General features: G+C 57.5%; 17 protein-coding genes. 4 read left to right on the top strand and 13 right to left on the bottom strand.

Annotated features, from left to right (window positions below; all coding sequences use genetic code 11):
• Window positions 1-4 precede the first annotated feature (4 nt).
• The 5 genes from eno to rlmD form a co-directional block, all read right to left on the bottom strand.
• Window positions 5-1,303 carry a phosphopyruvate hydratase gene (gene eno / locus ABIC80_RS21160; protein ID WP_023479467.1) on the bottom strand — a complete coding sequence of 433 codons (1,299 nt, stop codon included), beginning with the start codon at window positions 1,301-1,303 and terminating at the stop codon, window positions 5-7.
• A 77-nt stretch (window positions 1,304-1,380) separates the two neighbouring features.
• A complete protein-coding gene (gene pyrG / locus ABIC80_RS21155; protein ID WP_023479487.1) occupies window positions 1,381-3,018 on the bottom strand; it encodes a glutamine hydrolyzing CTP synthase in 1,638 nt (545 codons plus the stop codon).
• A 352-nt stretch (window positions 3,019-3,370) separates the two neighbouring features.
• On the bottom strand, window positions 3,371-4,162 hold the full coding sequence (gene mazG / locus ABIC80_RS21150; RefSeq protein WP_042717641.1) for a nucleoside triphosphate pyrophosphohydrolase: 792 nt from the start codon (window positions 4,160-4,162) through the stop codon (window positions 3,371-3,373).
• 60 nt (window positions 4,163-4,222) lie between these two features.
• Complete coding sequence (relA, locus tag ABIC80_RS21145; protein ID WP_094419419.1) at window positions 4,223-6,460, bottom strand: GTP diphosphokinase; 2,238 nt, start codon at window positions 6,458-6,460, stop codon at window positions 4,223-4,225.
• Window positions 6,461-6,512: 52 nt separating this feature from the next.
• Window positions 6,513-7,814 carry a 23S rRNA (uracil(1939)-C(5))-methyltransferase RlmD gene (rlmD, locus tag ABIC80_RS21140; protein ID WP_429178474.1) on the bottom strand — a complete coding sequence of 434 codons (1,302 nt, stop codon included), beginning with the start codon at window positions 7,812-7,814 and terminating at the stop codon, window positions 6,513-6,515.
• Between the two features lie 57 nt (window positions 7,815-7,871).
• Between rlmD and barA the strand changes: the two genes are divergently transcribed.
• The gene (gene barA / locus ABIC80_RS21135) at window positions 7,872-10,646 is read left to right on the top strand and encodes a two-component sensor histidine kinase BarA (protein WP_429178473.1); all 2,775 of its coding nucleotides are present in this window, start codon (window positions 7,872-7,874) and stop codon (window positions 10,644-10,646) included.
• A gap of 135 nt (window positions 10,647-10,781) precedes the next feature.
• Here barA and ABIC80_RS21130 read toward each other — a convergent pair whose 3' ends face one another.
• The 8 genes from ABIC80_RS21130 to syd all read right to left on the bottom strand — a co-directional run bounded on the left by ABIC80_RS21130 (window position 10,782) and on the right by syd (window position 19,203).
• Window positions 10,782-11,924 carry a glycerate kinase gene (locus ABIC80_RS21130; protein ID WP_429178472.1) on the bottom strand — a complete coding sequence of 381 codons (1,143 nt, stop codon included), beginning with the start codon at window positions 11,922-11,924 and terminating at the stop codon, window positions 10,782-10,784.
• Between the two features lie 87 nt (window positions 11,925-12,011).
• On the bottom strand, window positions 12,012-13,352 hold the full coding sequence (gene gudD / locus ABIC80_RS21125; RefSeq protein WP_429178471.1) for a glucarate dehydratase: 1,341 nt from the start codon (window positions 13,350-13,352) through the stop codon (window positions 12,012-12,014).
• Between the two features lie 20 nt (window positions 13,353-13,372).
• Window positions 13,373-14,713, bottom strand: coding sequence for an enolase C-terminal domain-like protein (locus ABIC80_RS21120; RefSeq protein WP_429178507.1), 1,341 nt, complete (start codon window positions 14,711-14,713; stop codon window positions 13,373-13,375).
• Entirely contained in the window at window positions 14,713-16,068 is a 1,356-nt protein-coding gene (locus ABIC80_RS21115) for an MFS transporter (RefSeq protein ID WP_054804277.1), read from the bottom strand. Before ABIC80_RS21115 ends, ABIC80_RS21120 begins: the two co-directional genes overlap by 1 nt.
• A gap of 380 nt (window positions 16,069-16,448) precedes the next feature.
• Complete coding sequence (locus ABIC80_RS21110; protein ID WP_023479490.1) at window positions 16,449-16,898, bottom strand: flavodoxin; 450 nt, start codon at window positions 16,896-16,898, stop codon at window positions 16,449-16,451.
• A gap of 5 nt (window positions 16,899-16,903) precedes the next feature.
• Window positions 16,904-17,698, bottom strand: coding sequence for a tRNA pseudouridine(65) synthase TruC (gene truC / locus ABIC80_RS21105; protein WP_054804276.1), 795 nt, complete (start codon window positions 17,696-17,698; stop codon window positions 16,904-16,906).
• Window positions 17,698-18,027: a YqcC family protein gene (locus ABIC80_RS21100; protein ID WP_054804275.1), complete on the bottom strand. Its 330-nt coding sequence runs from the start codon at window positions 18,025-18,027 to the stop codon at window positions 17,698-17,700. The genes truC and ABIC80_RS21100 overlap by 1 nt, the downstream gene beginning before the upstream one ends.
• 630 nt (window positions 18,028-18,657) lie before the next feature.
• A complete protein-coding gene (gene syd / locus ABIC80_RS21095; protein WP_094419412.1) occupies window positions 18,658-19,203 on the bottom strand; it encodes a SecY-interacting protein in 546 nt (181 codons plus the stop codon).
• A gap of 68 nt (window positions 19,204-19,271) precedes the next feature.
• On the opposite strand from syd, the gene queF reads away from it, so the two are divergent.
• From queF to ABIC80_RS21080, 3 genes are all read left to right on the top strand, one after another.
• Window positions 19,272-20,117, top strand: coding sequence for an NADPH-dependent 7-cyano-7-deazaguanine reductase QueF (gene queF / locus ABIC80_RS21090; RefSeq protein WP_429178470.1), 846 nt, complete (start codon window positions 19,272-19,274; stop codon window positions 20,115-20,117).
• Between the two features lie 89 nt (window positions 20,118-20,206).
• Window positions 20,207-21,571, top strand: a complete 1,365-nt coding sequence (gene ppnN, locus ABIC80_RS21085; RefSeq protein ID WP_042712755.1) for a nucleotide 5'-monophosphate nucleosidase PpnN — start codon at window positions 20,207-20,209, stop codon at window positions 21,569-21,571.
• A gap of 457 nt (window positions 21,572-22,028) precedes the next feature.
• Window positions 22,029-23,318: an HAAAP family serine/threonine permease gene (locus ABIC80_RS21080; RefSeq protein ID WP_023479482.1), complete on the top strand. Its 1,290-nt coding sequence runs from the start codon at window positions 22,029-22,031 to the stop codon at window positions 23,316-23,318.
• Window positions 23,319-23,337 lie beyond the last annotated feature (19 nt).

Below are 23,337 nucleotides of genomic sequence, written 5' to 3'. Positions count from 1 at the left end.
GGGATTATGCCTGGCCTTTGATCTCTTTACGACCGTTGTACGGTGCTTTTTCGCCCAGCGCTTCTTCGATACGAATCAGCTGGTTGTATTTAGCAACGCGGTCAGAACGGCTCATGGAACCAGTTTTGATCTGGCCAGCCGCAGTACCTACCGCCAGGTCAGCGATGGTTGCGTCTTCAGTTTCGCCAGAGCGGTGAGAGATAACGGCAGTGTAGCCCGCATCTTTCGCCATCTTGATTGCAGCCAGAGTTTCGGTCAGGGAACCGATCTGGTTGAATTTGATCAGGATGGAGTTAGCGATACCTTTATCGATACCTTCTTTCAGGATCTTGGTGTTGGTTACGAACAGGTCGTCGCCCACCAGCTGGATTTTGTCGCCCAGCACTTTGGTCTGGTATGCAAAGCCGTCCCAGTCAGATTCGTCCAGGCCATCTTCGATGGAGACGATCGGGTACTGTTTGGTCAGCTCTTCCAGGAAGTGAGTGAACTCTTCAGAAGAGAAGGCTTTGTTGCCTTCGCCAGCCAGCACATATTTGCCGTCTTTGTAAAATTCAGATGCTGCGCAGTCCATCGCCAGGGTGATGTCTTTGCCCAGTTCGTAGCCTGCTGCTTTTACCGCTTCAGCGATAACAGCCAATGCTTCGGCGTTGGAACCCAGGTTCGGCGCGTAGCCACCTTCGTCACCCACAGCGGTGTTCATGCCTTTAGACTTCAGCACTTTCGCCAGGTGATGGAACACTTCAGAACCCATGCGGATCGCTTCTTTAACGCTGGAAGCGCCAACCGGCTGGATCATGAATTCCTGGATGTCGACGTTGTTGTCAGCGTGCTCGCCGCCGTTGATGATGTTCATCATCGGAACCGGCATGGAGTATTTGCCCGGGGTGCCGTTCAGTTCAGCGATGTGCTCGTACAGCGGCTGGCCTTTAGAGGCAGCAGCAGCTTTCGCAGCAGCCAGGGAGACCGCGAGGATGGCGTTGGCGCCGAAGTTAGATTTGTTCTCAGTACCGTCCAGATCGATCATGATCTTATCGATGCCAGCCTGGTCTTTGGCATCTTTGCCAAGCAGCGCCTGAGCAATCGGGCCGTTAACGGCGCCAACTGCTTTGGTTACGCCTTTACCCAGGAAACGGGATTTGTCGCCATCGCGCAGTTCCAGCGCTTCGCGGGAACCAGTGGAAGCACCTGACGGAGCGGCAGCCAGACCAACGAAACCACCTTCCAGGTGAACTTCTGCTTCAACAGTCGGGTTACCACGGGAGTCGATGATTTCACGACCGATGACTTTAACGATTTTGGACATTAGGTTTTCCTCAGTACAAGTTAAACTAAAACTCCAGACAACAATGCACCCGTCGGGGTGCACTGTCTTTGTATATTTTACTTCGCCTGGCGCTTTTGATACTCGCTGGCGGCTTTCACAAAGCCGGCAAACAGCGGATGTCCGTCACGCGGCGTAGAAGTAAACTCCGGGTGGAACTGGCAAGCAACAAACCACGGATGGTTCGGCACTTCGATGATCTCGACCAACTGATCATCCCCGGAACGGCCCGCAACGCGCAGGCCCGCAGCTTCAATCTGTTTCAACAGCATATTGTTGACTTCGTAGCGATGGCGATGGCGCTCAACAATCGTTTCTGAGCCATACAGCTGGCGAACCAGGCTCTCATCGCTAAGCTGGCACTGCTGCGCGCCCAGGCGCATGGTACCGCCGAGATCGCTCTTCTCAGAACGCTGCTCAACGTTGCCCTCTTCGTCACGCCACTCGGTGATCAGCGCCACAACCGGGTACTTACAGTCTGGCACAAATTCCGTGGAGTTGGCGTTCTCCATCCCGACAACGTGGCGCGCATACTCAATCAACGCAACCTGCATACCCAGGCAGATGCCGAGGTAAGGAATATTGTTTTCACGCGCAAAACGCGCGGTGGCGATCTTGCCTTCTACGCCGCGGTAGCCGAAGCCGCCCGGGATCAGAATGGCATCGAGGCCTTTGAGGATCTCAACGCCGCGCGTCTCAACATCCTGCGAATCAATCAGCTTGATGTTGACGGTTACGCGGTTTTTCAGACCACCATGTTTCAGCGCTTCAATCACCGATTTATAGGCATCCGGCAGCTCAATGTACTTGCCGACCATACCAATCGTGACTTCACCTGACGGATTCGCTTCCTGGTAGATCACCTGCTCCCATTCGGCGAGATTCGCTTCCGGGCAGTCTAAGCTGAATCGTTTACAAATATAATCGTCCAGCCCCTGAGATTTCAACAGGCCCGGGATTTTATAAATGGAATCGACATCTTTCAGAGAAATCACTGCTTTTTCTGGAACGTTACAGAACAAAGCAATTTTGGCTCTTTCGTTGGCCGGAACGGCGCGATCGGAGCGGCAAATCAGGATATCTGGCTGAATACCGATGGAGAGCAGTTCTTTCACAGAGTGCTGAGTCGGCTTGGTTTTCACTTCACCGGAAGCGGCCATGTATGGCACCAGCGTCAGATGCATGTAGAGGGTGCGCTCGCGGCCCACTTCTACCGCCATCTGGCGGATCGCTTCGAGGAATGGCAGGGATTCGATATCACCCACGGTACCGCCGATCTCAACCAGCGCAACGTCGTGGCCTTCGCCGCCGGCAATAATGCGCTCTTTGATGGCGTTGGTGATATGGGGGATAACCTGCACGGTCGCACCGAGATAGTCGCCGCGGCGCTCTTTACGCAGCACCTCGGAGTAGATACGGCCGGTGGTGAAGTTGTTGCGACGGGTCATCTTGGTGCGGATGAAACGCTCGTAGTGACCCAAATCAAGATCGGTTTCTGCGCCATCTTCGGTAACGAACACTTCACCATGCTGGATAGGGCTCATTGTGCCCGGATCGACGTTGATGTACGGATCCAGTTTCATCATGGTGACCTTGAGGCCACGGGCTTCAAGAATAGCTGCCAGGGAGGCTGCGGCAATGCCTTTACCCAGAGAGGATACGACCCCGCCGGTCACAAAAATATAGTTCGTTGTCATGCTGAACCTGAGAAGTTAGGTTTAAAAGACGGTGGAATAACCAGGACGGGAAAGCAGTATACCGGATGATGAGTTGCGCCACAAACTTTCATTCCCCCTCCCCTTCTCTCTTCAGGCCGCATTAGCGTTAGCTCTCTTAGCTGACGCCGCTTGTACAACAATTCTGAACGTTTGCTGATTCGTGCTGTTGCCGCCCGGAAGCCCTAAGGATAAGCCGAAGCGGCGTTAGCGGAAACGTTTCAACAAACGTAATGAGTGTGAAAATAGCCCCTTTCCAGCAAATGTTTTTGACGCAAATCAAGCGCTTGCTATTTAAAAAATCACACAAATCGCGCTTGTTACCACAAATGCCTTAAAGATCATGTTCCTGGCGCTTTACCTGCTGCCAGATAGTTTCCATTGTTTCCAGATCCACACCGGTCATTTCCAGACCGCGCTCCTGAACCAGGCGTTCGACTTCGCGAAAGCGGCGCTCAAATTTGAGGTTCGCTTTTTGCAGCGCCACTTCCGCTTTAACGCCCAGGTGACGAGAGAGATTAACGGTGGCAAAGAGCAGATCGCCCATCTCCTCTTCAACGCGCGCCTGATCGACAACCGCCTGTTTCGCTTCGTCCATCACTTCGTCGATCTCTTCATACACTTTGTCGAGCACCGGGCCGATGGTGGTCCAGTCAAAGCCCACGGTTGAGCAACGCTTCTGGATTTTGTGGGCGCGCATCAGCGCCGGCAGGCTGTGAGGGATATCATCCAGCGCCGAGTGCTGCGCTTTCTCCGCCCGCTCGGCGGTTTTGATCTGCTCCCAGCGCTCAAGCACTTCCGCGCTGTTGCCCGCCTGCGCGTCGCCAAAGATATGTGGATGGCGGCGCTCCAGCTTGTCGCTGATGGCAGCACAAATATCGTTGAAATCAAAACGCCCCTCTTCCTGCGCCATCTGCGCGTAGAAAACGACCTGGAAGAGCAGATCGCCTAGCTCGCCGCGCAGATCGTCGAAGTCTTCGCGCGAAATGGCGTCCAGCACTTCGTAAGTCTCTTCCAGCGTGTAGGGCGCGATGGTGGCGTAAGTCTGCTCTTTGTCCCACGGGCAGCCGGTTTGCGGGTCGCGCAGCCGTTGCATGATCCCGAGCAGACGATCGATTTGAGTCATGAAAAATCCTTGCTAAAAAGCGATCCTCCCAAGACGTGAGAGGATCGGGTGAAGAGACGATCAGCCGCCGTGCAGGCGACGCGCGTCGATAACGTCAGGCACCTGATTCAGTTTGCTAAGCACGCGGCCCAGCACCTGCAGGTTGTAGATTTCGATATTCATATCGATGGTCGCCAGCTGCTCGCGGGTGTCGCTGCGGCTGGCAACGCCCAGCACGTTGACCTTTTCGTTGGCGAGAATGGTGGTGATATCACGCAGCAGCCCGCTGCGATCGTTCGCCGTGACGCGCACCACCAGCGAGTAGCCCGCCGAGTAGCTTTCGCCCCAGACGGCATCGACGATGCGCTCCGGCGCGACGTTACGCAGCTCTTCCAGCTGATCGCAGTCGGCGCGGTGAATCGAGATGCCGCGCCCCTGGGTGATAAAGCCGACGATTTCGTCGCCGGGGATCGGCTGGCAGCAGCGCGCAATGTGGTGCATCAGGTTGCCAACCCCTTCCACTACCACGCGCCCGTTGTCTTTGCTGCGGTTCTGCGGTGCGTAGGTCTTCTGCTGCAACTGCTTGAGCGCAGCGGCATCCTGCTCCTCGGCGCTCGGCTTGTTGAACTGCGCCTGCAGGAAGTTAACCATCTGGTTAAGGCGAATATCACCACCGCCAATCGCCGCCAGCAGCTCATCCAGCTCGTTGAAGTTGTAGCGCGGCAGCAGGTGCTTCTCCGCCTCTTTCAGGCTGATACCGAGGTGCGCCAGCTCATCGTCGAGGATCTGGCGGCCGGCAACAATGTTCTTGTCGCGATCCTGCTTGCGGAACCAGGCGTGGATCTTCGAACGCCCGCGGCTGGTGGTGACATACCCGAGGTTCGGGTTGAGCCAGTCACGGCTCGGGTTCGGCTGCTTCTGGGTGATGATCTCAATCTGATCGCCCATCTGCAGCTGATAGGTAAAGGGCACGATACGGCCGCTGATTTTCGCGCCGATGCAGCGGTGACCGACATCGCTGTGAATATGGTAAGCGAAGTCCAGCGGCGTGGAGCCGGCGGGCAGATCCACCACATCGCCTTTTGGCGTAAAGACATAGACCCGGTCGTCGAAGACCTGGCTGCGCACTTCGTCGAGCATCTCGCCGGAGTCCGCCATCTCTTCCTGCCAGGCAATCAGCTTACGCAGCCAGGCAATGCGATCTTCATGGGCGGAACGCGCGCCGGTCGCCGTCGCGGTGCCCTCTTTGTACTTCCAGTGCGCGGCGACGCCCAGCTCGGCATCTTCGTGCATCTGGCGGGTACGGATCTGGATCTCAACGGTTTTACCGCCCGGCCCGAGCACCACCGTATGGATAGACTGGTAACCGTTCGGTTTCGGGTTGGCGACATAGTCGTCGAACTCATCCGGCAGGTGGCGATAGTGGGTATGCACAATCCCCAGCGCGGCGTAGCAGTCCTGCAACCGTTCGGCGACGATGCGCACGGCGCGGACATCAAACAGTTCGTCGAACGCGAGGTGCTTTTTCTGCATCTTGCGCCAGATGCTGTAGATATGTTTCGGGCGGCCATAGACTTCGGCTTTGACGCCTTCGGTCTTCATCTCGGCGCGCAGGTGGCCAACAAACTCATCGATGTAGTGTTCACGATCGATACGGCGCTCGTGTAGCAGCTTAGCGATGCGTTTGTACTCTTCCGGGTGCAGGTAGCGGAAGCAGTAATCCTCCAGCTCCCACTTCAACTGGCCGATGCCTAAGCGGTTCGCCAGCGGCGCGTAGATGTTGGTACACTCTTTCGCCGCCAGCACGCGCTCATCTTCCGGCGCATCTTTCACTTCGCGCAGATGAGCGATACGTTCAGCAAGCTTGATGACCACACAGCGGAAATCATCCACCATTGCCAGCAGCATGCGGCGGACGTTATCCACCTGTTCGGAGGAGACGGAATCGGTATGGGTCGCTTTTAGCTGGCGGATGGCGGCCATGTCGCGCACGCCGTGGATAAGCTCAACCACCGCCGCCCCGACGTTTTCGCGCAGCACCTCTTCGCTGACCACTTCCGCATCGGCGAGCGGGAAGAGCAGCGCGGCGCGCAGCGTGTCGGTGTCCATACTCAGCATCGAGAGGATCTCCACCATCTCGATACCGCGTGAAAGCAGGATCTCCGCCTGCGGATGCCCTTGAGTTTGACGCAGACAATAAGCCCAGGTTTCGGTTAAGCGTTCACACGACGGCTGACTGGTAATGCCCAGACTGGCGATCCATTTGGCCGGATCGAATTCACCCGCTTTGTTCAAATGCGCACTGCGTACCGCAACCATTGTCCTCTCCTTTCAGGGACCGGGCCTGCCGAATTCGGCAAGCCGAAATTAATCATTTGTGTTTCACAAACAACACCATCGATTCCAGGTGACCAGTGTGCGGGAACATGTCCAGCATCGCCAGCCGCTCAATCTGGTATCCCGCACTTAGCAGCGCTTCACTGTCGCGCGCAAGCGTGGCGGGATTACAGGAGACGTAGACCACCCGGCCCGGCGACAATTTTATAATATGCTGCATCACACCCGCCGCGCCCGCGCGCGCAGGGTCGAGTAAAACTTTGTCAAAACCCCGGCTCGCCCACGGCTGTTTTGTAACATCTTCCTCCAGATTTTCGTGAAAGAATGTCACATTGTGCAAACCATTCTGTTGCGCGTTCTCCTGCCCTTTCGCCACCAGCTCGGCAACACCCTCCACGCCAACCACTTCCGCCGCGCGTTTCGCCAGCGGCAGCGTGAAGTTCCCCATCCCACAAAAGAGATCGAGAATGCGGTCCTGTGGCTGCACATCAAGCCACTCCAGCGCACGGGCGACCATCTGCTGATTTACGCCATCATTGACCTGGATAAAATCCCGCGGGCTGAAGTGTAAGGGTAGCCCGTCAGAAGCGTAGCAGGGAGTCTGACCAGTGATCTGCTCAACAATATCGCTTTGCGGCGCGAGATAAAGCGCAAGATGATGGGAATGCGAAAAGCGTTCCAGTTTTGCTCTGTCGGCGGCGTTTAACGGTGCGGTGTGACGCAGCACCATCAGCGGGCCATTATCCGCCTCGACCAATTCGACATGCCCCAGCTGGCGAGCGCCGCTTAATTCCGCCAGGCAGTCGCGCAGCGGCGTGAGCAGTGCTTCAAGACGGGGCACCAGCACCGGGCATTGTGTGACATTGACGATGTCGCTGTCGCCCGCTTTGCGAAAACCCATCTCCAGACGCTGCGCTTTCGGCTGCCAGCTCAGGCTTAAGCGCGCGCGGCGGCGGTAACCCCACGGCTCACCTGCGATCACATCGTCGACCTCCTGCTTCATCAGGCGTGCCAGCGCGGCGCGTTTGCTGCGCTGTTGCAGCTCAACGCTGGCATGCTGCTGCTGGCAGCCGCCGCAGACGCCAAAGTGCGGGCAGCGCGGCGCTACGCGCTCCGGGCTGTCGTTCAGGCGGCGGCTCACTTCGCCACGGGCAAACTGGCGCTTCTCCTCTTTAAGGATAATTTCCGCCGTCTCTGCGGGTAACAAACCGGGAATAAACAGCGCTTTACCATTATGACGCGCCACCCCCTGCCCAAACGGGTCAAGGTCGTTTACTGTTACGGTTATTTTTTGACGAGTCGTCACGCGTCGTTTTGCAGAGTAGAATTGCGCCATTGCGGTGAAAAATCTCAATTACTGATCAATGGCCCCATTCTCCCATAACGGAATTCCATGACCAACTACAGCTTGCGCGCACGCATGATGATTCTGATTCTGGCGCCCACCGTACTTATCGGTGTGCTGCTCAGCGTCTTTTTTGTCGTCCATCGCTATAACGATTTGCAGCGTCAACTGGAAGACGCCGGTGCCAGCATTATTGAGCCGCTGGCGGTCTCCAGCGAATACAGCATGACGTTGCAGGATAAGGACGCCATCGGCCAGCTGATTAGCGTCCTGCATCGCCGCCACTCCGATATCGTGCGGGCCATCTCGATCTACGACAATAAGAACGCGCTCTTCGTCTCGTCGAACCTGCAACTTGAGGGCGACTCCCTCAAGCTACCCGCCAATCAGCCCTTCCCGCGCAAGCTGAGCGTCACCCGGCGCGGCGATGTGATGATCCTGCGCACGCCGATCCTTACCGAAGGGTTTGCGCCCGCCAGCTCCTCGCTGCCGGCGGATAAGATCACCGGCAATCTGCTTGGCTATGTGGCGCTGGAGCTGGATCTCAAATCGGTGCGTTTGCAGCAGTACAAAGAGATCTTTATCTCCAGCCTGATGATCCTCTTCTGTATCGGTATCGCGCTGATTTTCGGCTGGCGGCTGATGCGCGATGTCACCAGCCCCATTCGCAATATGGTCAATACCGTCGACCGCATTCGCCGCGGCCAGCTCGATAGCCGCGTCGAAGGCTTTATGCTCGGCGAGCTGGATATGCTGAAAAACGGCATCAACTCGATGGCGATGTCGCTGGCGGCCTATCACGAAGAGATGCAGCACAATATCGACCAGTCCACCTCCGATTTGCGCGAAACGCTGGAGCAGATGGAGATCCAGAACGTCGAACTGGATCTGGCGAAAAAACGCGCCCAGGAAGCGGCGCGTATCAAATCCGAGTTTCTCGCCAATATGTCCCACGAGCTGCGGACGCCGCTTAATGGCGTGATTGGCTTTACCCGCCTGACGCTGAAATCGGAACTAAATCCTACCCAGCGTGACCATCTGCTGACCATTGAGCGCTCTGCCAATAACCTGCTGGCGATCATCAATGACGTTCTCGACTTCTCCAAGCTGGAAGCGGGCAAGCTGATTCTGGAAAGCATCCCCTTCCCGCTGCGCAGCACGCTGGATGAGGTGGTGACGCTGCTGGCGCACTCGGCCCACGATAAGGGGCTGGAGCTGACGCTGAGTATCAAAAACGATGTGCCGGATAACGTGATTGGCGATCCGCTGCGCCTGCAGCAGGTGATCACCAATCTGGTCGGTAATGCGATCAAGTTTACGGAAAACGGCAATATCGACGTGGTGGTGGAGAAGCGCGCCATCAGTAATAACAAAGTGCAGGTGGAGATGCAGATCCGCGATACCGGCATCGGCATTCCCGAGCGCGATCAGTCCCGGCTCTTCCAGGCGTTTCGTCAGGCGGACGCCAGCATTTCGCGCCGCCACGGCGGCACCGGGCTGGGGCTGGTGATCACCCAGCGGCTGGTCAATGAGATGGGCGGCGATATCTCTTTCCACAGCCAGCCCAATCGCGGCTCGACCTTCTGGTTCCATATCAATCTCGATCTTAACCCGAACGCTATCAGCGAGATGCAGCCGACCCGCTGTCTGGTCGGCAAGCGTCTGGCCTACGTGGAGCCAAATGCAACGGCGGCACAGTGTACGCTTGATGTGCTGAGCGAAACGCCGTTGGAGGTAATCTATAGCCCGTCGTTTTCCGCGCTGCCGCAGGCGCATTACGACATGCTGCTGATGGCGATCCCGGTGACCGTGCGCGAGCCGCTGAGTATGCAGCATGACCGTCTGGCGCGTGCCGCGGCGATGACCGACTATCTGCTGCTGGCGCTGCCATGCCACGCGCAGGTTGATGCCGAATCGCTCAAACAGGATGGCGCGGCGGCCTGTCTGCTTAAACCGCTCACCTCGACGCGCCTGCTGCCTGCGTTAACCGAATATTGCCGCATCACGCGGCTGGCAGAGCTGCCCGCGCCCGACGAGAGCAAATTGCCGATGTCGGTAATGGCGGTGGATGATAACCCCGCCAACCTGAAGCTGATTGGCGCGCTGCTTGAGGATCAGGTTCAGCAGGTGGAGCTGTGCGAAAGCGGCCAGCAAGCCATTGAGCGGGCGAAGCAGATGCAGTTCGATCTGGTGCTGATGGATATTCAGATGCCGGAGATGGACGGGATTCGCGCCTGCGAATTGATTCGCCAGCTACCGCACCAGCAGCAGACGCCGGTGGTCGCCGTCACCGCCCATGCGATGGCCGGGCAGAAAGAGAAGCTGCTCAGCGCCGGGATGAATGACTACCTGGCGAAGCCGATTGAAGAGGAGAAGCTGCGTAACCTGCTGCTGCGCTATAAGCCCGGCCACAGCGTCGGCCCATGGTTGACGCCGCTGGAGCCGGAAGCAGAACAGACGCCGCCGGTTATTACCGTGGATGATGAAACGACGCTCGACTGGCAGTTAGCGCTGCGTCAGGCGGCGGGAAAATCGGATTTGGCGCGCGATATGCTGCATATGCTGGTCGAGTTCCTGCCGGAGATCCGCAATATGGTTGAAGAGCAGTTAGTCGGCGAAGCGCCCAGCGGGCTGGCGGAGGGGATCCATAAATTGCACGGCAGCTGCGGCTATAGCGGCGTACCGCGCCTGAAAAAGCTTTGTCATTTGATTGAGCACCAGTTGCGCAGCGGCGTGGCCGCCGAAGATCTGGAGCCGGAGCTTCTCGAATTGCTCGACGAGATGGATAACGTAGCGCGCGAAGCGCACCGGTTGATTGGTTAATCAGCGCAGCGGTTCATTGCCGGATGGCGGCTGCGCCTTATCCGGCCTACGTGTACATAGCCGCTGAAACCGCGTAGGCCGGATAAGCGTTTACGCGCCATCCGGCACAACCAACCATCAGGCATTCGGCAATCCTTACCGCAACCTCTGCCCCGCTTTTAATACCGCCGCCACATTGCGCGCGGTGAGGCGCACATTATCCCCGGCGTTGGCTAATGCCTCGTCGAGGGAGCAAATGGTGTAAATCACGCTGAACACCGCGTCGATACCGTGCTCGTGCACCACACCGACATCGGCGGTCAAACTGCCGGCAATGCCGATTACGGGAATATCATACCGTTTGGCGACCTTCGCCACGCCGACCGGCACTTTGCCATGCACGGTCTGGCTGTCGATTCGCCCTTCGCCGGTGATCACCAGATCCGCATCGGCCACGTGCTTAGCCAGCGCCAGTGCATCGGTCACAATCTCAATCCCCTGGCGCAGCTCGGCTCCGCAAAAAGCGTACAACGCCGCGCCCATGCCACCCGCCGCACCACCGCCGGAGAGCGTTAACACATCGCAATCGAGATCGCGGGCAATAATCTGCGCGTAGTGCGCCAGCGCCTTATCCAGTCGCGCGATCATCTCCGGCGTCGCCCCTTTTTGCGGGCCAAACACCTCCGAGGCCCCCTCTTTACCGGTAAGCGGATTGGTAACATCACAGGCGACATCGATCCGGCACTGCGCCAGGCGACGGTCCAGCTCGCTAATATCAATGCGCGCCAGGCGCTCCAGCGCTGCGCCGCCTGCGCCGATCTGCTCCCCCTGCTCATCAAGCAGCTTTGCGCCCAGCGCCTGCACCATGCCTGCGCCGCCATCGTTGGTCGCGCTGCCGCCAATGCCGATAATGATCTGTTTCACGCCCGCATCCAGCGCATGGCGGATCAGCTCCCCGGTCCCCCATGAGGTGGTGATTAACGGATCGCGCTTCGCCGTGGGCACGCGCTCCAGCCCGCTTGCCGCTGCCATTTCGATAAACGCCGATTGCTCATCACCGGAGAGGCCATAAAAGGCATCGGCCTCCTCGCCAAGCGGCCCTTTAACCGTCACCTTCACCACACGCCCCTCGGTGGCGGCGACCATCGCTTCAACCGTCCCTTCCCCGCCGTCCGCCACCGGGATTTTCACGTACTCAGCGTTGGGGTACACCTCGCTAAACCCCGCTTCAATGGCGGTCGCCACCTCCAGGGCCGTTAAACTCTCTTTGTAGGAGTCCGGTGCGATGACAATTTTCATAAGCCGTCCTTACGCATATTCACCACGGTAAGCATACACCTTGCGGGCAGCGGGAAATGCCAGCCCCCGCAAGGAGTGGCAATTTCATTAACGCACCATGCAGGGACGCTTGTTATCAAACTTCCAGTCGGGGATCAGGTACTGCATGCCCATCGCATCGTCGCGCGCGCCGAGCCCATGCTTTTGATACAATGCGTTGGCCTTCATCACCTGATCCATATCCAGCTCAACGCCAAGACCCGGCGTGGTTGGCACCTGCACCATCCCGCCTTTGATTTCAAACGGCGCTTTGGTCAGGCGCTGGTTGCCCTCCTGCCAGATCCAGTGGGTATCGATGGCTGTGATCTTGCCCGGCGCAGCGGCGGCGACATGGGTGAACATCGCCAGCGAAATATCGAAGTGGTTATTGGAGTGCGAACCCCAGGTGAGGCCAAACTCATGGCACATCTGCGCCACGCGCACCGAGCCCTGCATGGTCCAGAAGTGCGGGTCGGCCAGCGGAATATCGACCGATTGCAGCGACAGGGTGTGGCCCATCTGCCGCCAGTCGGTGGCGATCATATTGGTGGCGGTCGGCAGCCCGGTGGCGCGGCGGAACTCCGCCATCACTTCACGTCCGGAGAAGCCCTGCTCGGCCCCGCACGGATCTTCGGCATAGGCAAGCACGCCTTTCAGCTGCTTGCCGATGGCAATCGCTTCATCGAGCGACCACGCGCCGTTCGGATCGAGGGTCACGCGCGCCTGCGGGAAGCGGTTTGCCAGCGCGGCAATCGCTTCTGCCTCTTCCATCCCGGCCAGCACGCCGCCCTTCAGTTTGAAGTCGTTAAAGCCATATTTCTCATAAGCCGCTTCTGCCAGGCGCACCACGCGATCCGGCGTCATCGCCTCTTCATGGCGGATGCGATACCAGTCGCACGCATCGTCCGGCTGGCTCTGGTACGGCAGCGGCGTCTTTTTGGCATCGCCGACAAAGAAGAGGTAACCGAGCATCTCCACTTCGCTGCGCTGCTGGCCTTCGCCGAGCAGGGAAGCGACGTTCACGCCAAGGTGCTGACCGAGCAGATCGAGCATCGCCGCTTCGATACCGGTAACCACGTGAATAGTGGTACGCAGATCGAACGTTTGCAGCCCGCGCCCGCTGGCATCGCGGTCGGCAAAGGTGTTGCGCACGCTGTTGAGCACATTTTTGTATTCGCCCAGCGTTTTACCGACCACCAGCGCGGCGGCCTCCTCCAGCGTCTGGCGGATCTTCTCCCCGCCGGGGATTTCGCCGACCCCGGTATGACCAGCGTTATCTTTAATGATCACGATATTGCGGGTGAAGAAAGGCGCGTGCGCCCCGCTCAGGTTCATCAACATGCTGTCGTGACCGGCAACGGGAATAACCTGCATCGATGCTACAACGGGCGTGGAACTATAAGTACTCATAATGGTGTCCTTTTGCTCTTTTAGTGCCGTCCAAAAACGGGGCGCTTTTTATCAAACGTCCAGCCAGGAATGAGGTACTGCATCGGGCCGGCGTCGTTGCGCGCGCCGCCCGGCAAAGTTTTATAGAGTGCGTGCGCTTTCTCAATTTGCGCCCAGTCCAGCTCAACGCCAAGACCCGGCGCGTCCGGCACGGTGATTTTTCCCTCGCGGATCTCTAAAGGCGCCTTCGTCAGGCGCGCGTCGCCCTCCTGCCAGATCCAGTGGGTATCGATCGCCGTTGGCGTGCCTGGGGCAGCGGCGGCGACGTGGGTAAACATCGCCAGCGAGATATCGAAATGGTTGTTGGAGTGGCAGCCCCAGGTTAAGCCCCAGTCATCACACAACTGCGCGACGCGCACCGCGCCAGAAAGCGTCCAGAAGTGCGGATCGGCGAGTGGAATATCGACCGCGTTGAGCATTACCGCGTGGCCCATCTCCCGCCAGTTGGTGGCGATCATATTGGTGGCGACCGGCAGACCAGTGGCGCGGCGAAACTCCGCCATCACTTCACGCCCGGAGAAACCCTGCTCCGCGCCGCAGGGATCTTCCGCGTAGGTCAGCACATCGTTCAGCCCTTTGCAGAGGCGGATGGCTTCGTCGAGCAGCCACGCGCCGTTGGGATCGACGGTGATGCGCGCATCGGGGAAGCGCTTTTTCAGCGCGCGCACGGTGTCGATCTCCTGCTCGCCCGGCAGCACGCCGCCCTTTAGTTTGAAATCTTTAAAACCGTAACGATCCTGCGAGGCTTCGGCAAGGCGCACCACTGCCTCACTGCTCATCGCCTCCTGATGGCGCAGCCGATACCACTCATGGCTGCCCGGGGTCGCGTCCAGATAGGGCAAATCGGTTTTGGTACGATCGCCGACATAGAAGAGGTAGCCGAGCACGGTAACGGCATCGCGCTGTTTGCCCGGGCCCAGCAGTTCGCACACCGGGACATTGAGGGTTTTGCCGAGCAGATCGAGCAGCGCCGCCTCCAGCGCCGCGACGGCATTAACGCGCAGTTCAAAGGTCCACGCGCCGTTACCGAAGGTGTCGAAATCCGCCGCCTGGTTGCCTTTGTGCACCCGCTGCACCACTTTGTTCAGCCGGGCGATCTCTTGTCCCACCACCATTGGCGTGGCATCGACCAGTGTTTGATAGATCACCTCGCCACCCGGCGCTTCACCCACGCCGGTGTGCCCGGCGCTGTCCGTCAGCACCACGATATTGCGGGTGAAGTAAGCGTTATGCGCGCCGCCGATATTCATCAACATGCTGTCGTGCCCGGCCACCGGGATCACCTTCATGTCGGTGATGACGGGCGTGGCTTGTGTATTCATCATTCGCGTCCTGTTACGGGTTTAAGTTCGATGCGTTTGATATTGCCCACCAGCACCAGATAACTGAGCACCGCCACCAGCGCATGAACTCCTACGTAGATCAGCGCGCCGTTAAACGAGCCGGTGGTGCCGACGATGTAGCCAATCGCAATCGGCGTGACGATGCCGGAGATATTGCCGAACATATTAAACAGGCCGCCGCTCAGGCCGCTGATCTCTTTCGGCGCAGTATCCGCCATCACCGCCCAGCCGAGCGCACCGATGCCTTTGCCGAAGAAGGCCAGCGCCATAAAGGCGATAATCAGGGTTTCCGAATCGGTGTAGTTACAGAACACCATACTCATCGAGAGCAGCATGCCCAGCACGATGGGCGTTTTACGCGCCACGTTCAGCGATCCGTAGCGGCGCATTAACCAGTCGGAGATCACCCCGCCAAGCACGCCGCCAACAAAGCCGCAGATCGCCGGGATCGAGGCGACAAAGCCCGCTTTCAGGATCGACATGCCGCGCGCCTGCACCAGATAGACCGGGAACCAGGTGATAAAGAAGTAGGTTAAGGCGTTAATGCAGTACTGCCCGAGGTAAACGCCGATCATCATGCGCGAGGCAAGCAGCTGTTTGACCTGGCCCCACTTCTGCGAAAAGGGCACTTTCTGCTGATTGTTTTTCAGATCCATATTGATCAGCGCGCCGCCCTCGGCGATGTACTCCAGCTCCTTTTTGTTGACGCCCGGATGCTGGTTCGGCTCGTGGATCATTTTCAGCCACAGGAAGCTGATGAAGATGCCAAGCCCGCCCATAAAGAAGAAGACGTGCGACCAGCCCACTTCATGGGTCAGCCAGCCCATGATTGGCGCGAAGATCACCGTGGCGAAGTACTGCGCCGAGTTGAAGATGGCGACCGCCGTGCCACGCTCCTGCGCCGGGAACCAGGCGGCAACAATGCGGCTGTTGCCCGGGAACGACGGCGCTTCTGCCAGGCCGACCATAAAGCGCAGGGTAAAGAGCGCGATGATGATGCCAAAGCCGCTGAAGAGATCGACGAACCCTTGCAACAGGGTAAAGAGCGACCAGGTAAAGATGGACCAGAAGTAGACGCGTTTCGAGCCGAAGCGGTCAAGCAGCCAGCCGCCCGGGATCTGGCCAATGACATAGGCCCAGGAGAAGGCGGAGAAGACATAGCCCATACCGACAGGATCAAGGCCGATGGCCTTGGACATTTCCGAGCCAGCAATCGATAGCGTAGCGCGATCGCCGTAGTTGAAGGATGTGACGATAAATAGCATCACCACGATCCAGTAGCGGGCGTTGGTGCGCTTTTCAGCGCCGCTCGCCGCCTGGCTTAATGCACTCATGGTTGTACTCCCGAAGCATAGATGTTCTTTTCAACATGCATCCTGTACGGCGCAACCTGTAGGGGAAGACAGAACGCTGTCGCTCTTTTTATGCCGCGGCCCGACGCGTTTTCACTCCACGGCGGGCGGCTTTGTTAACTGGCTCAAGGAGTATAAAAAGCGGCCTGGTAACTCTCACCGTGCATCAACACAACATTCGGCGACAGCTCAGCGCGGGTTTGGGGCATTAGCCCAGGGCGATGGGGGGTATTTCACGAAAATTGAAACAGACGATAAACGGCGGGGTAAAAGCGCGGGTCAGGTGCGAAGAGTGTGAATGGCGTCGCTTGACGGTTAATAAAAAGAGGCTAACCCTCCCGGCGCGCGGGAGGGAGACGGGCTTATTTCAGCAGGCTTGCCCACTGTTCAACCCACGGGTTGGAGACACTTTCCGGCTCCGGATCTTCGCTGGCGTCAATCAGCAATACCTCGCCGATGCGCTGCGCGCCCTGCTCCTGCAACAGCGCATCAAATTTTTTCCCGCCGCCGCAGAAGTGGCTGTAGGTGCTGTCGCCCAGCGCAATCACGCCGTAGCGCAGTTCGGGCTGATAGCCGACGGTGTCGCGCAGGTAGTGAAACAGCGGCGCGATGCTGTCCGGCAGATCGCCCTGGCCGGTAGTCGAGGTGACCACCAGCGCATAGTTGCCTTTGTTGCTCTCCCACTGCGCCGCTTCGGGATCTTCATACACCTTTGCCGTGTGGCCCTGGGCTTCTAAAATCGCCTGCGCTTCTTCCGCTACCAGCAGCGAATTGCCGTACATCGTGCCGACAAAAATGCCTATATTCGCCATGTTTATCACTCCTTGCGTGATTCCAGATTGCCCTCATCCTGACCGCTGAGCCCGCTAAACTCAACCCTTTCATTCTCAGGGAGAAGGCCGCGCCAGCCGAACTGATCCAGCGCCTGCATCCACACCGCATCGAAGCCGGCACGCAGGGTTAGCGCCTCGCCGGTAAACGGGTGTGTAAGGCTTAACTGGCTGGCGTGCAGCATCAGGCGGTTGAGGCCGAAATGCGCCGCCGCGCTGCGGTTTTGCCGCAGATCGCCATGCTTGCTGTCGCCAATAATCGGATGACGTAGATGGGAGAGATGACGGCGAAGCTGGTGTTTGCGTCCGGTTTTCGGCTCCAGCTCGACCAGCCCATAGCGCGTAGAGGGAAACTTACTAATCGCTACCGGTAATTCGGTCGTGGCAAGGCCGCGATAGTGGGTTACGGCAGGCTGCGGATCTTTGTCGGTACGGGCGAATTTATCCGCCACTTTGTCCAGCTCTTCGACCAACGGATAGTCGAGCAGCGCCTCCTCCATCAGCCAGCCGCGCACAATGGCGTGGTAGCGCTTCTGCATCTGGTGCTGCTCAAACTGCTGGGATAAACGCCGCCCCGCTTCGCTGGAGAGTCCCATCAGCAGGACGCCAGAAGTTGGTCTGTCGAGACGATGGGCGGTAAAGACATGCTGCCCAATCTGGTCGCGCACGGTCTGCATCACCACCACTTTTTCATCGCGGTCGAGCCAGCTGCGGTGCACCAGCCAGCCGGAGGGTTTGTTGACGGCGACCAGCCACTCATCCTGGTAGATTATCTCCAGCATCAGTGGTTTTCGTCGCTAAACAGCGCGTCAAGCTGCTGGAGATGAACCAGCATCGCATCGCGGGAGGGGTGTGTCGCCTCAAGGGCCATTTCATAATAGGGCGCGATAGCAAACGCCTGCGGCAGCGCCTGCTTGCTGTCGAGCAGCGCATGCATACGTGGGATCAGCACCCACTGCAGCCACTCAAAGGGTGCGAGGGTGTCCATGCAGAAGGGTTGCGTGCTTTCAAAGGCGCTCAGCGCCGGGGCAGTGGTTTGCCAGAGATCGTGCTCGCGCAGCTGCGCTTCAATCAGCTGAAGCTGCTGGCGCACGCGTTGATGTTGAGTCATAAAGGCCCCCGTTTAATCAGACTGGCGCGCAGCATAGCAAAGAGCGGGAGAAATAAAAAAAGGGAGCACTGTAAAAACAGTGCTCCCGGTTCGTTTCGCAGCTATCCGGCTACCCGTGTGCTCCCTGCTCATCCATGAAAACTTTTCCTGCGGTCTCCTGACCCGTTCATCCTTAAACAGCGCATCATGCTCACACCACCCCGATGTGACCTGGCCTTATCCTTAAAGCGTGTCCTGGATCCTCCTGATCTACCGTCCATCCTGACCGGCTCTCATTCTCCGTCCTGGAGGTGTCCTTTAACGCACTCCGGCGATATCCTCTTACTTCGTCCTGAAGTCTGTCCGTGAAGCACCTTCCCGGTGTGTCCAGAAACAACATCATCCTGATGTACGTCTCTTAGTCAGACTCCGTGTCGACAGGAGATAGAATTACGTATTCCGGCCGGTCTTACAAGGAGACTTAACGACAAAGCTATGCCGTAATTGGCCATTAACCCCAGGGATTATCGTATTAACATTATGATTTCTAATTGTTTAAATAAAGATAACTCACGTGAGTTATAGAATACGAACAGCCGATCTCCTACAGGCTTTGTAAGAGATCTCTCACACGGGATGTAGGCTATGGGCTTACACGACGGGTTGCAGCTGAGTGAGGAACTCGGGCAGATCGCTGGCGAGACGCGTGCGTTTACGCGTACCGAGCGTCTCCTGCATCACCTCACCGCTCAGGTTACACACCGAGATGACGTCCAGCTCGCTCTCGAGCGTGGCAATAAAAAGTGTAGGCGATAATTTGAGCCTTTTCTGCGTCACCAGGTGCCCAATCAGATTTTCCTGTACCCGGACAAAATCCGCTTCGCTCCAGGTTTGCAGCAGCGTCAGGGTGATATTCCCCAGCCGCGCGCCCATATCACCGGCAAACTGCGTGGTATAGAACGCATGGATCGGCGGTTGTACCACAATCTCCATCGCCTGTTCAACGGGGTGGACGTTCTGCTGTGCCGTAAAGGGCTGCGGCTGCCAGAAAACGGCGTCATCGGTAGAGGAGATAATGCAGGGCGAAGGAACGCCATACAGATCTTCACTCTGCGGCCAACTGCCGTGCGCCGCGTGCCACGCATCGCAATAACGTTCCGTAAAGGCTTTCAGCGCCTGAGCCGTCTCTTTTTCCACCGATTTCTCTCTTTACTTAAGCCAGGATAAACTTGCGCCATAGTTTACCTGCAAAATGGCGATGAAACATGTCTTCTTATGATAACCACCAGGCGCTTTCGGGCCTGACGCTGGGCAAAACCACCGACTACCGCGACACCTATGACGCCAGCCTGCTGCAAGGCGTGCCGCGCTCCCTCAACCGCGATCCCCTTGGGCTGAAAGCCGATAACTTGCCTTTTCACGGCGCGGATATCTGGACGCTGTATGAGCTCTCCTGGCTCAATGCCAACGGATTGCCGCAGGTTGCGGTCGGCCAGGTGGAACTGGATTACGCCAGCCTCAATCTGGTGGAGTCTAAAAGTTTTAAACTCTATCTCAACAGCTTTAACCAGACCCGTTTCGCCAGTTGGGATGAAGTACGCAGCACCTTGCAACGCGATCTCAGCGCCTGCGCGCAGGGTGCGGTAAGCGTCACGCTCTACCGCGTCGATGAGCTGGAAGGCCAGCCGGTTGCCCACTTCGCTGGCCTATGCATCGACGATCAGGATATCGCTATTGATAACTATGAGTTTGATGCCGCGCTGTTGACCGACGCCGCGAGTGATGACGTGGTGGAAGAGACACTGGTTAGCCATCTGCTGAAATCCAACTGCCTCATTACCCACCAGCCGGACTGGGGCTCGGTGCAGATCCACTATCGCGGGGGGCAAATCGACCGGGAAAAACTGCTGCGCTATCTGGTCTCATTCCGCCATCACAATGAGTTTCACGAGCAGTGCGTTGAGCGCATCTTTACGGATATTCAGCGCTTCTGCCAGCCGGAATCCCTCAGCGTGTACGCACGATACACCCGACGTGGCGGCCTCGATATCAACCCGTGGCGCAGCAATACAAGCTTCGTTCCGGCAACCGGGCGGCTGGCGCGCCAGTAAAACATGCGTTGGCAGGTTGTTAAACGTCATAAGCCAGGGCTATTGTAATCAGCAGGGAAGATAAAATTTTCGTCCCGTAAGGAGTTCACTTGATTACACATATTAGCCCGCTTGGCTCGATGGATATGTTGTCGCAGCTGGAAGTCGATATGCTTAAACGCACGGCCAGCAGCGACCTGTATCAACTGTTTCGCAACTGTTCGCTCGCTGTACTGAACTCAGGGAGCCAGACCGATAGCAGCAAAGAGCTGCTCTCCCGTAACGAAAGTTTTGATATCAACGTTTTGCGCCGTGAACGCGGCGTCAAGCTGGAGTTGATTAACCCACCGGAAGAGGCGTTTGTCGACGGACGTCTGATCCGCGCGCTGCAGGCAAACCTCTTTGCCGTGCTGCGCGATATTCTGTTTGTGAACGGTCAGATCCATAACGCCAGTCGTTTTCAGCATCTTGATGTGGAGAGTTCAACCCATATCACCAACCTGGTCTTCTCGATTCTGCGTAACGCCCGTGCGCTGCACGTCGGCGAAGCGCCGAGCATGGTGGTCTGCTGGGGCGGTCACTCGATCAACGAAACCGAGTACCTCTACGCACGCCGCGTCGGCACCCAGCTTGGCCTGCGCGAGCTGAATATCTGCACCGGCTGCGGGCCGGGAGCGATGGAAGCGCCGATGAAGGGCGCGGCGGTCGGCCACGCGCAGCAGCGTTATAAAGAGGGGCGTTTTATCGGCATGACTGAGCCATCGATCATCGCCGCTGAGCCGCCTAACCCGCTGGTTAACGAGCTGATTATCATGCCGGACATTGAAAAACGTCTGGAAGCGTTTGTGCGTATCGCCCACGGCATCATTATCTTCCCTGGCGGCGTCGGTACGGCGGAAGAGTTGCTCTACCTGCTGGGTATTCTGATGAACCCGGCGAACAAAAACCAGGTGCTGCCGCTGATCCTCACCGGGCCGAAAGAGAGCGCCGACTACTTCCGCGTGCTGGATGAGTTTATCGTCAACACGCTGGGCGAAGCCGCGCGCCGTCACTACACCATCATCATCAACGATGCGGCCGAAGTGGCGCGCCAGATGAAAAAGGCGATGCCGCAGGTGAAAGAGAATCGTCGCGAAACCGGCGATGCCTACAGCTTCAACTGGTCGATTCGCATTGCGCCGGATCTGCAGGTGCCGTTCGAGCCGACCCATGAAAATATGGCCAACCTGAAGCTCTACCCGGATCAACCCGTCGAAGTGCTGGCGGCGGATCTGCGTCGCGCCTTCTCCGGCATTGTGGCGGGTAACGTCAAAGAGCACGGCATTCGTGCGATTGAAACGTTCGGCCCGTACAAAATTCATGGCGACAGCGACATGATGCGCCGGATGGACGATCTGTTGCAGGGCTTTGTCGCCCAGCACCGTATGAAACTCCCCGGATCGGCCTATATCCCCTGCTACGAAATCTGCGCCTGATAACCCCTTTTTCCCGGGCGGTCATAAGCCGCCCTTATACCTTCCCGCCTTTCGCGCTCCAATTCCCCTACCCTGCACAAGGTAATGATCCACTCCAGTTGGCTTAAAAGTCGATAAATCACTGCTAATGGGATGATCTACAGCGCTTTTATCGTCTTTCGCCGCTGTGAGTTTGATCGCATATCTGGCGGGTGATAGCCTTCGCGCCCATAAATCTCAGATGATTTTAGATAAGCAGACAGATGGTCTAAATATGCCCACTTAAGAAGTGGATTATTGCAATTGCGATCCTGATCACTGATAGAGTCATAACATACATGTATCTTTCCGCCGCAAATAATTGCGGTAAGAAATTATAAAAATAGCCGCAATCAACCGGATAAAATATTACCGCTGACGTGGATGGCAAACGATTTGTCTAAATGGCAGCTTTTTGATTTTCCCAGGAGATTTACCAATGGAAACGACTCAAACCAGTAATCTGGCTTCAACCGGAACGCGGAGCGCATGGCGTAAGACCGACACCATGTGGATGCTAGGCCTCTACGGTACCGCGATTGGCGCTGGCGTACTGTTCCTGCCCATCAACGCTGGCGTAGGCGGACTGATTCCGCTGATCATCATGGCGATCCTTGCCTTCCCAATGACCTACTTCGCACACCGTGGCCTGACCCGCTTTGTGCTTTCCGGTAAAAATCCCGGCGAAGATATCACCGAAGTGGTGGAAGAACATTTTGGTATCGGCGCAGGTAAACTGATTACCCTGCTCTACTTCTTCGCTATCTACCCGATTCTGCTGGTCTATAGCGTGGCGATCACCAACACCGTCGACAGCTTTATGACCCACCAGTTGGGCATGACGCCGCCGCCGCGCGCTATTCTCTCCCTGATTCTGATCGTCGGTATGATGACCATCGTGCGCTTCGGCGAGCAGATGATCGTTAAAGCGATGAGCATCCTGGTGTTCCCGTTTGTTATCGCCCTGATGCTGCTCGCGGTCTATCTGATCCCGCAGTGGAACGGCGCGGTGCTGGAAACCCTCTCCTTCAACAGCGCGTCTGCTACCGGCAATGGCCTGTGGATGACCCTGTGGCTGGCGATCCCGGTAATGGTCTTCTCCTTTAACCACTCACCGATCATCTCCTCCTTCGCCGTGGCGAAACGTGAAGAGTACGGCGCAGAAGCAGAACGTAAATGCTCACGCATTCTGGCCTTCGCCCACATCATGATGGTGCTGACGGTAATGTTCTTCGTCTTCAGCTGCGTGCTGAGCCTGGCACCGGCCGATCTGGCCTCGGCGAAAGAGCAGAACATCTCGATTCTCTCCTACCTGGCTAACCACTTTAATGCGCCGGTCATCGCCTGGATGGCACCGATCATCGCGATGATCGCCATCACTAAATCTTTCCTCGGCCACTACCTCGGCGCGCGTGAAGGTTTCAACGGTATGGTGATTAAATCGCTGCGCGGCAAAGGAAAAACCATCGAAATCAACAAGCTGAACCGCATTACCGCGCTGTTCATGCTGCTGACCACCTGGGCTGTTGCGACCTGGAACCCGAGCATCCTCGGCATGATCGAAACGCTGGGCGGCCCGATTATCGCCATGATCCTCTTCCTGATGCCGATGTACGCGATTGCCCGTGTTCCGGCGATGCGTAAATACAGCGGTCACATCAGCAACGTCTTCATTGTGATTATGGGCCTTATCGCTATCTCCGCGATTTTCTACTCCCTGTTCAGCTAATCTCTGCGCGCCGCCCAGC

Origin of the sequence: Kosakonia sp. 1610 (assembly GCF_050435845.1) — a bacterium.
GTDB classification, from domain to species: domain Bacteria; phylum Pseudomonadota; class Gammaproteobacteria; order Enterobacterales; family Enterobacteriaceae; genus Kosakonia; species Kosakonia cowanii.
This window is presented reverse-complemented; position numbering and strand designations above follow the sequence as displayed.